Annotated in this window: 15 protein-coding genes and 1 pseudogene; 9 read left to right on the forward strand and 7 right to left on the reverse strand. The window is 55.6% G+C overall.

Annotated elements, in window-relative coordinates:
* Positions 1-165: 165 nt before the first annotated feature.
* Positions 166-738 (reverse strand): sigma-70 family RNA polymerase sigma factor, encoded by a 573-nt coding sequence (locus MY069_RS13315; protein WP_482794272.1) that lies wholly within the window; start codon positions 736-738, stop codon positions 166-168.
* A 348-nt stretch (positions 739-1,086) separates the two neighbouring features.
* Between MY069_RS13315 and MY069_RS13320 the strand changes: the two genes are divergently transcribed.
* The gene (locus tag MY069_RS13320) at positions 1,087-1,656 is read left to right on the forward strand and encodes an RNA polymerase sigma factor (RefSeq protein ID WP_482794273.1); all 570 of its coding nucleotides are present in this window, start codon (positions 1,087-1,089) and stop codon (positions 1,654-1,656) included.
* A 21-nt stretch (positions 1,657-1,677) separates the two neighbouring features.
* Here MY069_RS13320 and MY069_RS13325 read toward each other — a convergent pair whose 3' ends face one another.
* Both MY069_RS13325 and MY069_RS13330 read right to left on the reverse strand, forming a co-directional pair.
* The gene (locus MY069_RS13325; protein ID WP_482794274.1) at positions 1,678-3,267 is read right to left on the reverse strand and encodes a Mur ligase family protein; all 1,590 of its coding nucleotides are present in this window, start codon (positions 3,265-3,267) and stop codon (positions 1,678-1,680) included.
* Positions 3,268-3,269: 2 nt separating this feature from the next.
* Positions 3,270-4,031: an alpha/beta fold hydrolase gene (locus MY069_RS13330; protein WP_482794275.1), complete on the reverse strand. Its 762-nt coding sequence runs from the start codon at positions 4,029-4,031 to the stop codon at positions 3,270-3,272.
* A gap of 75 nt (positions 4,032-4,106) precedes the next feature.
* Here MY069_RS13330 and MY069_RS13335 point away from each other — a divergent pair, with 75 nt between their 5' ends.
* The 4 genes from MY069_RS13335 (at position 4,107) to sigJ (ending at position 7,209) form a co-directional block, all read left to right on the forward strand.
* Positions 4,107-5,264 carry a D-alanine--D-alanine ligase gene (locus MY069_RS13335; RefSeq protein WP_482794276.1) on the forward strand — a complete coding sequence of 386 codons (1,158 nt, stop codon included), beginning with the start codon at positions 4,107-4,109 and terminating at the stop codon, positions 5,262-5,264.
* Between the two features lie 141 nt (positions 5,265-5,405).
* The gene (locus MY069_RS13340; RefSeq protein ID WP_482794277.1) at positions 5,406-5,783 is read left to right on the forward strand and encodes a hypothetical protein; all 378 of its coding nucleotides are present in this window, start codon (positions 5,406-5,408) and stop codon (positions 5,781-5,783) included.
* On the forward strand, positions 5,780-6,322 hold the full coding sequence (locus MY069_RS13345) for a hypothetical protein (protein WP_482794278.1): 543 nt from the start codon (positions 5,780-5,782) through the stop codon (positions 6,320-6,322). The genes MY069_RS13340 and MY069_RS13345 overlap by 4 nt, the downstream gene beginning before the upstream one ends.
* Entirely contained in the window at positions 6,319-7,209 is an 891-nt protein-coding gene (sigJ, locus tag MY069_RS13350) for an RNA polymerase sigma factor SigJ (protein WP_482794279.1), read from the forward strand. Before MY069_RS13345 ends, sigJ begins: the two co-directional genes overlap by 4 nt.
* A 162-nt stretch (positions 7,210-7,371) precedes the next feature.
* Here the strand turns inward: sigJ and MY069_RS13355 are convergent.
* Positions 7,372-8,755: pseudogene (locus tag MY069_RS13355) on the reverse strand (transposase).
* 104 nt (positions 8,756-8,859) lie between these two features.
* On the reverse strand, positions 8,860-9,687 hold the full coding sequence (locus tag MY069_RS13360; RefSeq protein WP_482794280.1) for a serine hydrolase: 828 nt from the start codon (positions 9,685-9,687) through the stop codon (positions 8,860-8,862).
* A 61-nt stretch (positions 9,688-9,748) separates the two neighbouring features.
* Here MY069_RS13360 and hppD point away from each other — a divergent pair, with 61 nt between their 5' ends.
* Genes hppD through MY069_RS13380 form a run of 4 tightly spaced genes read left to right on the forward strand, consistent with a single transcriptional unit; the run spans position 9,749 to position 12,607 of the window.
* On the forward strand, positions 9,749-10,849 hold the full coding sequence (hppD, locus tag MY069_RS13365) for a 4-hydroxyphenylpyruvate dioxygenase (protein ID WP_482794281.1): 1,101 nt from the start codon (positions 9,749-9,751) through the stop codon (positions 10,847-10,849).
* Positions 10,850-10,851: 2 nt separating this feature from the next.
* On the forward strand, positions 10,852-11,049 hold the full coding sequence (locus MY069_RS13370; protein ID WP_482794282.1) for a hypothetical protein: 198 nt from the start codon (positions 10,852-10,854) through the stop codon (positions 11,047-11,049).
* Entirely contained in the window at positions 11,042-11,593 is a 552-nt protein-coding gene (locus MY069_RS13375; RefSeq protein WP_482794283.1) for a VOC family protein, read from the forward strand. Before MY069_RS13370 ends, MY069_RS13375 begins: the two co-directional genes overlap by 8 nt.
* Before the next feature lie 3 nt (positions 11,594-11,596).
* Positions 11,597-12,607, forward strand: a complete 1,011-nt coding sequence (locus MY069_RS13380; protein WP_482794284.1) for a fumarylacetoacetate hydrolase family protein — start codon at positions 11,597-11,599, stop codon at positions 12,605-12,607.
* A gap of 162 nt (positions 12,608-12,769) precedes the next feature.
* Here the strand turns inward: MY069_RS13380 and MY069_RS13385 are convergent, their stop codons facing one another.
* Entirely contained in the window at positions 12,770-13,264 is a 495-nt protein-coding gene (locus MY069_RS13385) for a GNAT family N-acetyltransferase (protein WP_482794285.1), read from the reverse strand.
* Position 13,265: 1 nt separating this feature from the next.
* A complete protein-coding gene (locus MY069_RS13390; protein WP_482794286.1) occupies positions 13,266-13,859 on the reverse strand; it encodes a carboxymuconolactone decarboxylase family protein in 594 nt (197 codons plus the stop codon).
* Positions 13,860-13,966 lie beyond the last annotated feature (107 nt).

A 13,966-nucleotide genomic window follows, 5' to 3' on the forward strand; every position in this document is an offset into this window, starting at 1 on the left:
ACAGCGTCTCCCAGACAAAAGAAACCCGCACCGGAGAGGGTGCGGGTAAGTCATAATGGAGATTTGGAAACGGGCGTTTCCATAATCCCTACGTCTCAGGGTTGGAAATCGTTCCAAACTTTTTTGAAAAACCTCAGATTTCGAGAAAATCCTTGCGGCGGGGCGCTAAGCTGCGGGTCTGGTCAGCGCGTCGACGCGACCGAATACATCCTGCATGCTGAGAAAAGCGAGCGAGGTCTCGGGATCAGGTTCGACGTCCGATTCTGGTTCGGACAGCCGGGCTTGCAGTTTCTCGCGAGATCGATTGATCCGGCTTTTCACCGTTCCAACAGAGCAATCAAGAATACTCGCAGCTTCTTCGTAGGAATAGCCCGCGGCGACAACCAGGATGAAAACGTCCCGTTGATCTGGGTTGAGCGCAAACAGCTCCTTAATCGCGTCAGAGCAGGCGGCTCTCGTCGACATTTGACAGTCTTCGGTCAGCCAGTTTTCGAAATCGGTCGGCGCGTGACTTTCGGTGCGCTTATGTTTTCGAATGTGTTGAAGAAACTCATTGCGCGTGATGACGAACATCCACGCTTTCAGAGATCCTTTATTCGGATCGAAACTGTCTTGCGCTTTCCAAGCTTTCAGACAGGCGTTCTGGGCGATATCGTCTGATACGTCTCGATCGAGGCAGAGCATGCGCGCATAGGCACGGATTTCTGGCAGGAGTTTTTCAAGTTCATCAGCAAACATATAACGGCCCCTCGTTGACCAATGATGTCTGCAGCGTTGGTTAATTAATCGTAAATAGTGTTAACTTCTTAGAAACCGATCGCCATTCGCAAAGTCTCTGAAATCAAAATTTCTATAGGGCAGGTTTTAGTTCGGATTTAGACTTCACATACTTCCGAGGACAATGGAGATTGGCATTAGCGCGTTGAAATTATTGCATATTATCACCAGCAGAAAGTGTCGTGGCCGCGGCCTTTGCGCGCCATTTTCTATGTCATTGCCTGTATTTCGTTGCCAAAGACATCGACTTCTAGAAACTAAGTATTAGCTAACGGGTACTATCCAGAGTGGAAATATTGAGAATTCGCGATGTTTTCTGACGCTTTAGAAACCCACCTTCCAGATCTTCGTGCTTATGCGCGGGTGCTTTGCGGCGATGTCGTGCGGGCGGATGATATTGTTCAAAATGCGTGCCTCAAAGCTTGGGAAAAAAGGACAAGTTTTGATCCCCAAAAAGGCGCCTTGCGCGGCTGGTTGTTTCGGATTGTCCGCAACGAGTTTTATCAACAAAAGCGCGCGGAGCGGGTGCGAGAAATAGATTCTACGACGCAGATTGAACTCCACCTTGTCGCCGATTGCGGATTGCAGACCCGTTCCGAGCTCAGCCGCATGCTACAGGCCATTGAAACGCTGAAAGAGGCGCAGCGCGATGCCTTCTTGCTCGTCGCAGCGGCGGGCTTCACCTATGCGGAAGCGGCGGAGGTGCTCGGCTGCTCTGAAGGCACTGTGAAGAGCCGCGTGAGCCGCGCGCGTGAAATGGCGCTTGGTAAATTCCACTCTGATCAATGGTCTGAGGACAAAAAGACGCCTTCCGCTTCGCCAATTGTCCAGCTGCACGAGGCGCTCAACCGCATTCAAGCGTTGGCGCGCGCCGCATAATCTCGCCTGCGGGTTTCGAGCTTAAAGCAGTCGGCTCTCTTCCAGAAGGTCCGGCAAATCGTTCTCGTAAAGCACGACATCTTTGTCGGATGCCAGTTCACTCACCAATCGCCGCGCGTCGGCGAAGGAAGCACGGGTATGAAAATCGGTGCGGTCTTGGTCGATGGCCTTCACGAAGCTCTCGATCCGGGAAGGGTTGATCGCAATCACCAGGTCGCAATGCTCGGAGGCAAACTGGCCCAGACGATTGTGCACGCGGTCATGTTCGAGGCCAAGCTCAGCCACGCCAGGCGTCACCAAAACGGCTTTCCCGCCGCGCTGATCGGCGAGCTTACGAAGCACTTTCACAGCATTCTTAAAGCCGATCTCGTTTGAATTATACGCGTCATCAAGGATCAGCGGTTGGCCGGGATTATCGACCTTTTGCAGCCGATGCTGAACCTGTTCCACGTCTTTGGAAAAGGCGGCGATCCGGTTCACCGTCTTGGGGCTGACCAAATAGGTGAGGACAACTGACAGCGCCGAGTTGAGGATATTGTGGTCGCCGAGCAACGGCAGCGTGTAGTGGATCGGTGCCGCGCCAGCCTCATCGCGCGGCTGGATCTCAATCGCCCAATTGCTGTCTTCAAGCTCGGCTTTGACGATTTGAAAATCCGCGCTGGCCTCATGGCCAACGGTTTTGACCAGATTGGGGTAGGCGGTCTTCAATTCTGCAAAGGGCTCATGGTCTAGAATTTCGACCGGGATGACCGCCTGACCGCCGCGCGCGCAGACATGTTCGACCAGCTCAGATTTGGCGCGCGCAATGTTTTCAATGCTGCCAAAGCGCTCGGTATGTGCGTCGCCAATCGCGGTGACGATGGCGAATTCAGGGTCGCTGAAATCACATAGCCGCTTAATCGAGCCGATGCCGTAAGCGCCCATTTCGGCGATGAAAAATTTGTGCCCGCGCTGCAATTTCTCGCGGATGTTCCGGGTCAGGCCGAGCACGGTATTGATGCTGCCAGGGCTGTAAAAAACTGGCCCTGCAGATTCGAGCACTTCAGCGAGAATATGTTTGGTCGTCGTCTTGCCGAACGAGCCGGTAATCCCAATCGTTACGGGTTGAAATGTCTCGAGCTTCTCAATCGCCTGATCGACAAAGCCTTGATTGATTTTGTCTTGCATCGGGCGCAGCAGGCGGTTGGCCAGCATGATCAAAAGCGGCACCGCTTGGATAATCGCAAACACGGCATAGGCGTGGACGAAAACCAGCCCGAGACTGATCAGATAGAACCCGCGAGCGAGCCAGCGGATCCGCTTTAATCGATCTGTCGCAACCAGCTTTTTCTTATAGGTGTACCCGCGCTCGGGCAGGGCAATCAGCGTGAGTAAAGCCGCTGCGATGAGCCAAACGTAGTTGCCAAGTTCGATAAAATGCTGAGCTACAAAGAGCGCCAGCAATCCCAGCGTTGCGAGCACATCGAACAAACGCACCCGAAACACCGCGCCGAGAAAGCGCGAGCTATCATACTCTTCTTGCTGGAAATAGGTGAGGATCGTGTTGATCCGAACCATGCCAAACCCTGCCAAGCTGAGCAGGAAGAGCGCGAAGGGAAGATAAGGCAACATCTTTACGCGCCCCCGAGATTTTCTTTGATGCTGAGCGCGATCTGATGCCGGCCCCGGTCCAAGATCGAGATATGATCAAAGTGCGGACAGACCACTAGCTGCGCATCGGATATCCCCGCAACGATTTTCTCACCGACCTCAACCGGAGTCTCAAAATCCAACCCGCCATAGATCGCCGTGGTCGGGCAGGTGATCTGGCCCAGCGAGCTAGTCTGGTCTTCATTCACCGTGCGGACGAAAATGTCTCGCATGCCGATCTCGCGGCTGTGGACATAGTCGGCGCTGCCATATTGCTGTTCCAGCGCCTTAAGCGCTTCAGGCGATTTCGCCATCGACTTGCGGAACTTAAACGCCCAACTGCGCTGTTTGCCGCGCAATTGCTGGCCGAGCGTGCGGGTGCGCGGCACGCCAGCGGAGGCCACCAAGACCAAGTGATTGATGATCTTGGGGTGCTTGGCCGCGATGCGCATGCCGACGCGGCCGCCAAAGGAGTGGCCAACCCAAGTGTAATTCTTCAAGCCGTGCTCATCGCGCAGGAAGGCGACCATATGCTCGGCATAATTTTCGGTGCCCCAGGCCTGGTCGGGGCGCGGGCTGTCGCCAAAGCCTGGAAAATCGACCAGATAGCTGCGAGCAACTGGGGCCAGGGCTTCGGCAACGGGGATGAAATCATTATAGGTTCGACCCCAGCCATGCCCAAACACAATGGCGGGTTTGGTCGCGTCCCCAATTTGAACCAAATTTGGCTTCAATGCAGTGCTCATAGGTGCGCTTGATCCCGCTCAACGATTCGCTCTTTAATACAGTAAGCGCGCTTAAGACTTAAGACTGGTGAAAAATTGGCAAAACTGTTGAAAACTGTGGTGATTTTTGGGGGTGCGAGCTCTGAGCACGATGTCAGCGTCGTTAGCGCCCATCAATTAATGGACGCCGCAGACGTGCGCGGGCTGGAGATTATCCCGGTCTATACCGATTTCGCCAACCGGTTCTGGATCGGCGCGAACCTCCGCAACATTGCGCGCTACAGCCCGAAACCACCGCTCGCCAAGCAAGTCATGTTTCGTTGGGGCGATAATGGCCCGGTTATGTGCGCCATGGACGGCACGCCCATCGATAACGTTGATTGCGTGCTGCCAGTCTTCCATGGAACGTTCGGAGAAGATGGCCGCGTGCAAGCCTATTTTGAACTGCTTGGCATTCCGGTGACTGGCATGTCCGCGTCTGGTAATGCCATCGCAATGCGCAAAGACGTGACGAAGTCTTTGGTCAAAGCCGCCGGCGTCAATGTGTTGCCGCATGTCACAGTTGATCGCGACCGCGTGCATCATTCTGAAGCTGTGCTGAAAGAAGTGCGTGAGTCCTTTGGGTTTCCCGTCATCGTCAAACCCGCCAATCTTGGCTCAAGTGTCGGGGTAGGCCTCGCAAAAAGCGACAATGATGATCTCTGGCCGCTGGTTGAATATGTACTCAAGAAAGACACGCTCGCGCTGATCGAGCCGCAGGTTCAGAACTTGGTCGAATATAATATCGCCATGATTGCCAAAGACGGCGAGATCAAATTTTCCGCGATTGAGCGGCCTAAGTCAGGCGCCGAATTGCTCGATTTTCGCGAGAAATATCTCTCCAGCGATGGCGGCACCAAAGGCGCGTTTAAGCCGTCCGAAGGCATGCTGTCTCTGACCCGCGACATCAATCCGGACATTCCAGACGCGCTGCGCGACAAGATTTACGACTATGCCGCCAAGACCTTCACCGCGCTCGGCAAACGCGGCGCTCCGCGGATCGACTTCATGTGCAATCAGGAGACGGGTGAGCTCTGGTTCAATGAAATCAACGCCATTCCAGGGTCATATGGTTTCTTCCTATGGGAAGCAGCGGCTGAACCCTTGCTCTTCCCCGAGCTGATCCAGCATTTGATCGACGAGGCCACGGGCGACACGATCAAGACGTTCGAAGATCCTGTGCCGCAGGATGCGCGGCTCTTGCCGCGGCGCTAGCGGCTGTTGCGGGGCGATAATAAGACGGTCCGTCGTGCTCAGGGCTGCGGCGTTGTGTTGATCAATCCGGCGCAATAATCGGCGCCCTGTCACAGATTGTCATCCTGTCTCGTCATTAGTTTGAGGCATGGAGATAATCGAATGAAACTCATACTCTACGGCGTCGGAGGACTTTACCTCTTCACAGCCATTTACATGTTTGCAGCACCGCAAGTGTTCTATGACCAGACTCCCGGCGTCGCCATGATGGGACCGTTCAACACACATTTTATTCAAGATGCAGGGCTCGCGTTCTTGACCAGTGGCGGAGCGCTCCTTTGGGGCGGGCGATATCGAAACCGGTCCGTCGCAATATTCGGTGCGGTCTGGGTGTGCCTGCACGCAACCCTACACGCTTGGGTTTGGATTGCGCGCGGCACGCCCTTAGACCAAGTCGCTTTGATAAATCTCGTCGGCATACAAGTGCCCGCTTGGCTTGCGCTGTTCGCAGCGATGAAACTTCAAGGAGACATCGAATGATCAAGTGGATCCTAAGGCGTGGTGCGCGTGCATTCGGCCGTGCCTACGACTACGATGTGGGCTACATGCTGGATGTGATCAATACATCTGCAGGTGCGGGCCTGCGTCTGTCTGGCTTTCCAATGATTAGCCAATATCGCGGCCCAAAAGATGCGAAGCTCGTTTGGGTCGGCGCAATTTTCGCCTCTACGCTTGAGGGCGATTGTGGCCCCTGTGCGCAATTGGTTGTCGATATGGCGCTCCGAGCAGGCGCTGACCCGGCAGACTTGCAAAGCTGTTTCGAGGGGGATCCGCAACGCGCAGGAGATGTTGGACTTGGGTTCCAGTTTGCAATGGCCGCCATAGGCGGTGATCTAAACGTCGAAGATTTTCAACGCCAAATCGAAGCCAAACATGGTCGACGCGGTTTGATCGCGGCATCATTTGCCGCCGGATCGGGGCGGTTCTATCCCGTTTTCAAGCGCGGCCTCGGATACGGCCATGCGTGCCAGCAGATCTGTTTTGACAACATAAAGACGATAGAGCGCGAGGCGACATGATAGATACGGTTTCGACATTTGAAGCAGAGCGGAAACATCTCATTTCGCTTTGCTATCGTATGTTGGGGGACCGCGCGGGCGCTGAGGATGCTGTTCAGGACACTTGGCTACGGTGGATGAATGCTAATCACAGCTCCATTTCAAATCCTGCCGCCTGGTTGCGCCGAGCAGCAACGAACATTGCGATCGACGCCCTGCGTTCAGCGAGACAGCGGCGCGAAACTTATGTCGGCCCCTGGCTTCCGGAACCCCTGGTGCAGAGCGATGCCGGGCCCGAACAGGACTTCGAGTTGGCGCAAGAGTGCGAACTTGCATTGCTCTGGGCGATGCAACGTTTGGGAGAGGAAGAGCGCGCCGCCTTTATTCTGCGTGAAGCGTTTGATGCCGGTTATGATGATATCGCTGCAACGTTGGCAAAGAGCGCAGCGGCCTGTCGTCAAATGGTCAGTCGCGCACATAAGAAACTGCAAGAGAGTGGACCGCGATTTGATGCGTCTCCTGACCAAGTCCAGGAACTCATTTCTAAGTTCTTCGCCGCCGCCGCGGCGAATGACTTTGAAGAGGCAAAGAGCTTGTTTGCTCCTAATGCAGTTGCGATTTCGGATGGTGGACGCAAAGCCCGCGCCGCAAGACGTGTTTTGGTTGGACCAGAGGATATAATTCAGGTTTACGCCGCCATTTGGCATCGTTTTGCGGATGAAAAAAACTGGACCCTCGAACCTTGCATCTCCAACAGCAAGCCCGGAATCGTACGACGCGTGGAAGGGGTCGTTGATTCTGTGATAACCCTCGCGCCATCGCCGCATGGTGAGATTGCTTGGCTCTACATAATGCGTAACCCTGACAAACTGGCCATGCTGGAAAGCAGAGTTGGCGAGGGCTGGTGATGGCTTCGCTAAAGAAACCCGAGACCTCTAGGTATCGGATTTACGCTCACCGTCTGTTTTAGGGCAATTCTGTTGAAAAACTCTGCTGCTAGAGCGCGGGCTTTCCTCTTCGATCGTGTTCAGGCCTCTTTTTCTGCAGGGTGTTCGCTCTTCTCGACCGTATCACGCGGCGTTTTGGAGGGTGGTAGACGGTTTCGGGGCGTATCTGGCGAGTTTTCTGAGGTTTTGGGTGGTGGCAGCGAGGAGAAATTCGTCATTGGCTCCAGTGGGGCCGCGTAATCGTAATCGGCGCAAGCCATGTTGGCATTTCAGATGCGCGAAGCTCATCTCGACCTTCTTTCGATCTCGCCTCGATTGCTCGTATTCATCCGTTTCTCTCAGGCGCCTGACTTCGTCTCTGGCATGCTCATAGATGGATCGACCAACACGTTTGTTACGCGCGTTGGGACAGCATTTGTCTTTCAGCGGACAGACCGCGCAGTCTGAGCTGCTCGATCTGTACATTCGTTTCTTGTCTTTCGTGATGCCTGATCGCGGCACCTTATAGTTTCGTCGTTGATGGCGCAGCTCTTTGCCATTCGGGCAGGTATAAAGATCACGGTCCTGATCATACACGAAGTCTTTGACGGTGAAGTTTGTCGTCGGCGCGCCGGGCGGCTCAAGCAGCGCGACATGTGGAGCGATCTTCTTTTATCGACCATCCAAGCAAGGATTTCACCGGCACCATAAGCTCCATCTCCCATCAGGCGTTTGGGCTTGAGCCCAAACCTATCCTCGGTCCGGTTGATCATAAGCTTCGCAGCATCGACTTCAGCGGTGCGATGAGCCGGCGTGGCTTCCACGTCCATAATAACCGATGTCTCAACATCCAAAAGGTAATTGGTTGACCAGGTAAACCGGGCTTTGCCGCCAACCGCAGCGGTCCAACGCGCTATCGGATCGGTGAGGGATACCTTCTTGCGTGGCGTGCTATTTTCAGTCTCGGTCTGATCGATCGCATCAAGATATTCTGTCACCGGGCGCGAAGCGATCTTTGGGTCTGACCAGTCAACAGGCTCGCCCTTCTCAACAGCGCGGTCTTCACTCGCATCCGCGCGGATCAGACTGGCATCAACCGCAAAGCCCTCGCCTTTGACCAAGCCCTCGGACATGCAGCACAACACGACTTGCTCGAACAGTTTCCGAAACAAGTCACTCTCACGGAACCGGCCATGACGTGCTTTGGAAAAAGTTGAGTGGTTCGGACCTTGTCTTCAATGCCAAGCTTGCAAAACCATCGATAGGCGAGGTTCAGATGAACTTCTTCGCACAAGCGCCGCTCCGATCGGATGCCATAGCAGTATCCAACGATCAGCATCCGGCACATAAGTTCCGGGTCAACCGATGGGCGGCCCGTGTGACTATAGAAGGGCTTTAGGTGCGCCCGGATGTCATCGAAATCGAGGAAGCGGCCAATCTTGCGCAGCAAATGATCTGCCGGAACCATCTCTTCCAGTGAGAACTCATAGAACAGCTTTGCACCGTCTTCGTCCAATCGTCCCATCATCGCGCATCTCCTCGATCTGCACGAAAATCACTGAATCAGAATTCGGCCACTTTGACTCGGAGTTTTTCAACACCATCGGGCGTTTTAAGCCACTCGGCTGGTCTCTATCCGGCCATAAGCCCGTACACGCTATCCGAATACGCCGCGAGGTCGCGCGCGAAAGCTGCATCGTCCTCCAAGCCATCCGCCAAGACCACCAAATAATAAGCCGCGATGGGGCTCTCCACGATGGCAATATCGTGGACCAAGCCGTTTAGGGTCCCCGTCTTGTGCGCGATCACGGCATCATCCGGCAGGCATTTTGGGATCCGTTCATTGCGGAGATTGTTGGCGAGCATGCGTTTGATGAAGCCGTAGTGCGGTGTCTGGTCGATCAATTTGAGCAGGGTGAGGCAATCGTCCGCGGTGGTCAGGTTGGCCCGCAGCGGCGCGCCGAGCGAGGCATCATCGAACCCGACTTCGATATTGGTCTCTGTCAGGCCGTTCTCGCGCAGCCAGGCATTTACCGTGTCCGTGCCGACCGCTTCTAGGATCGCGCTGGTCGCGGGGTTATCGCTGACGATCAGCATCAGGCCAATCAAGCTCTTGAGCGAGAGCACGTCCTCGGGCTCGAAGGCGTGGAGGATGGAGCAGTAAAAGGTGTCATCCAAGTCTGCCCGCGGGATGGTCTGCGCGAGGTCTAGTCCAGGTGTGTCGACCGCTGCGCAGGCAATCGCCGCCTTGATCACACTGGCTGAGGGTAGCGATTGCGCCGTGTTCAAAGCGACAGACAGCGCCGGGTCGGTTTTCGAGGCGACATGCACCGTGACGGTTCCGGGGCGCCGCACGAACGCTTCGGTGAGGTCTTTCAGAGCAGCGAGACGATCTGTTTCCATCCGCTCCTTTTGGCGCGCGTTGAAGAGCGGCGCTAGTCCCAATCTATATAGTTGCATATGCAACTAATTGCTGATACGAAGACCCTAGAAACGATACTCTCATGCATGGAGGCACGACATGGCCGATTTGTTCGAAAACCCGGCAGGCTTGGACGGATTTGAATTCATTGAATTTTCTGCGCCTGAAAAAGGTGTTCTAGAACCTGTCTTTGAAAGCATGGGCTTTACCAAAGTCGCACGTCACCGATCGAAAGACGTTGAGCTCTGGCGCCAAGGCGGGATCAATTTCATCACCAATTATGAGCCGCGCTCTGCGGCTTGGTATTTCTCACGCGAGCATGGCCCGAGCGCTTGCGGCATGGGCTTCCGCGTCCGCAATGCCGGCAAAGCCTATGAGCATTTGCTGGGGCAAGGCGCGGAGCCCGTGTCTGTCGAAACTGGCCCAATGGAGCTCCACATTCCCGGCATTCGCGGGATCGGCAATTCCATCATCTATTTGATTGACCGCTATGCTGACGGCGATGGCAGCCACACCATTTATGACATCGATTTCGAGTATCTGCCGGGCGTTGAGCAACACCCAGAAGGCTGCGGGTTCCAAGTCGTCGATCATTTGACCCACAATGTCTATGGCGGCCGGATGAAATATTGGGCCGATTTTTATGAGACGCTCTTCAATTTCCAAGAGATCCGCTATTTCGACATTAAAGGCGAATATACGGGCCTGACCTCAAAAGCGCTGACCGCGCCGGATGGCAAAATCCGCATTCCGCTGAATGAAGAAGGCGAGGGCGGAAAAGGTCAGATCGAAGAATTCCTGCGCGAGTTTAATGGCGAAGGCATTCAGCATATTGCGCTCATTTGTGACGACTTGGTCGCCTGCTGGGATCGGCTGCAAAAGCTCGGCGTTCCGTTTATGACGGCGCCGCCAGAGACTTATTATAAAATGCTGTCTGAGCGCTTGCCTGGGCATGGCCAGCCGGAAGGCGAGCTGAAGTCTCGCGGCATCTTGCTCGATGGTACGACCGAAGGCGGCGAGCCGCGCCTGCTCTTACAAATCTTCGCGCAGCCGCAACTCGGCCCGGTCTTCTTTGAGTTCATCCAACGCGTCGGTGATTACAAAGACGGCTTTGGCGAAGGCAATTTCAAAGCCTTGTTTGAAAGCATCGAACGTGATCAGGTTGAGCGTGGTGTTCTGGCTGTTGAGGAGCCTGCTTAAACGTGTCGAGACTGTCCCTGCCGGCGATCATACTCGCGATCGTATTCATGTTCATTGGAACGTTTGCGAAAGACTATGTCTATGAAGCCGAAGGGGTGATGAAATATGCCGTTGATGCTGGCGCGGGTGCGTTTTTTGCGCTGGTGGGCGGCGTCATCGGCGTGATCCTATTCCCGAAGCGGAGCAATAAAGATGAGTAATGTCCCGAACCTGCAAGGCGTCCACCACGTCGCCTATCGTTGCAAAGACGCGAAAGAAACGGTCGAGTTCTATCATCAAGTTCTGGGCATGGATTTCCAGCTCGCGATTGCTGAAGATCATGTGCCCTCAACCGGCGCCTATGATCCTTACATGCACATCTTCCTTGATGCCGGAAATGGCAATGTGCTCGCCTTTTTCGAACTGCCAGAACAGCCTGATATGGGCCGCGATGAGAACACGCCGCAATGGGTTCAGCATATCGCCTTCAAGATTGGCTCGATGGAAGAGCTGCTAGCGGCGAAAGAGCGGGCTGAAGCGCATGGGCTCGACGTGCTTGGCCCGACCCATCATGGCATTTTCAAATCGATTTACTTCTTCGATCCGAACGGCCACCGTTTAGAGCTCGCCTGCGATATTGGTACGCCCGATCAGTATGCGGAGCTGAAACGCGTCGCGCCTGAAATGCTCGAAGAGTGGAGCCAAACCAAAAAGGCCCCGCGCCACGCGGCTTGGCTGCATGAGAAGATCAAACAAGAGAGCTAATTTATGAAACTCGCCACACTCAAAAATGGCTCACGCGATGGGCGTCTGGTCGTCGTGTCCAAAGACCTCACCCGTTGCACCGATGCGGCGCGGATCGCGCCGACTTTGCAGGCGGCATTGGATGATTGGGAAATGGTTGCCCCGCGCCTCGCCCGTATGGCAGAGGGCGTTGAGCTTGGCTCTGTCCCAACCTTCCGGTTCCATGAGCATGATTGCGAAAGCCCGCTGCCGCGCGCCTATCAATGGGCCGATGGGTCGGCCTATATCAATCATGTTGAACTGGTCCGAAAAGCGCGCGGCGCCGAAGTGCCAGAGAGCTTCTATGATGACCCTCTGATGTATCAAGGCGGCTCTGATGCCTTCTTGGGTCCGCGCGATGACATCCCGCTCGGTGATGTCGCTTGGGGCTGTGATATGGAAGGCGAGATCGCGGTTATCACCGATGATGTCCCGATGGGCGTCAGCGAAGCGGAAGCAGCCGATCACATCAAACTGATCATGCTCTGCAATGATGTCTCGCTGCGCGGTCTAATTCCGCCAGAGCTCGCAAAGGGGTTTGGTTTTTTCCAAAGTAAACCGCCAAGCGCGTTCTCGCCTGTGGCGGTGACGCCTGAAGAGTTGGGCGCCGCTTGGAAAGACAATCTCGTCCACTTGCCGCTGCGCGTGGATTATAATGGCGCCGCCTTTGGCCGAGCTGAAGCCGGCGTCGATGCGACGTTCTCTCTGGCGCGGCTGGTCGCGCATGCGGCGAAGACGCGCCCGCTGAGTGCTGGCACAGTGATCGGTTCGGGCACCGTGTCGAATAAAGGCGTCGATGGTGGACCCGGCAAACCGGTGGGTGAAGGCGGGCTCGGCTATTCCTGCATCGCTGAAATCCGGATGATTGAGAAGATTGCGACCGGTGAGTTCAAAACGCCGTTCATGCAGCCTGGCGATACAGTGCGCCTGGATATGCTAGATGCGAGCGGAAAATCGATCTTCGGTGCGATCGAACAGAAAGTCGTGGCGGTTTAAGCCGCGCCTGTTCATTTGGGCGTTCCCCACAGCTTGTCTGTGGGGCCCAACATCCGATGGCGTGGGTAGGACCGGGAGGGAGTACGTCGCTCCCGATCTCAGCGGAGAGATGACGAGCTGGGCTGCCCAAACAAGTTGGGCAGAGCGTAGTATGATAGGGCGCTAGAGAGCGCGGGTGTAAAACCGGACCGCTTTCTCGCCCGGCCGGTCGACCGCTTCGCCAACCTGGTTAAACCCCAGCCGTTTATGAAACCGGTGCGATCCGGGATTATCTGGCAGAGTGTTGACTTCGCAGCCCATTTCATCGCGATCCGCAAACTGGGTGAAGGCCGCTGCATACAGCGCCTCACCCAGCCTTTGCCCCCGCGCTTCGGGTAAAAGCGCGATGCGGTCGACATAGACGATGGATTTCCCCGTCTCACCGGCATAAGCCTCAAACCACCGCATATTCGGGCTGTCATACTCTGGCTGGTCGAGTTCCATCACGGTGATGAAGCCCAAAGGCTGATCGCCCCTGTGCGTTGCGACCAAGCAGGTTGAAAGCGCGATCCATTTGGCGAGGCTGGATTCTGTCTCGGCGCCGACGCCGGGCACGGAGGCCTCATTTGCGGCAAACAGCGTCGGAAAGTCATCGGAACGGTAAGGGCGAATGGGCATATTAGTCCTTATGCTTGTCGCCGCTCCAGCCGCGCGGCGCGAGATGGGCTTCTGCAAAGGCCAGCGGGCTATCCTCGAGCGTGGTGGCGAGCGTGTCATTCCAGCGATTCAAGAACCCAAACAGAGCGATCACGCCAACAATCTCGACGATTTCGTCTTCGCTATAGTGGGCTCGCAGCGCGTTGAACTGCTCATCTGTGGCTTGGTTGGGCACGCTGCCTGCGGCTAAAGCCAAGTCGAGCGCAGCTTTTTCAGCGGGGCTGAACAGATCGTTGGTCTCAAACGACCAAAGCGCATCGAGCTTGGCCGCATCCGCGCCGCGGTGTTCCGCGCCATGGGCCGTGTGCGCCTGGCAATAGGCACAGCCCGCGGCCGCGCTGGAAATGTGCGCAATCATCTGCCGTAGCACGGGGTCGAGGCTCGCATTCGGACCCAGCAAGGCAGCCGACAAGCCCATAAAGCCCTGAAGGATGGCTGGCTGTCTTGCCATGACTTTCAAAGAGTTGGCTTCAAACCCCATCGCGGCGGCGGCGAGGGCCAGAAGATCCTTGCTTTCGGCGAGCTGTTCCGGCGGTGCTGGCGAAATGCGTGTCATCGTTTCTTCCCGTCTAATTCCTCCTGACCGAAGCCCGGATCCTTTAATCGAGCAAGCGAAAAGCGGTCGCGTCGATTAAAATTCGCTCTTGCATCTGCGCTCGTCTC

Source organism: Hyphomonas sp. ske169, assembly GCF_056850855.1.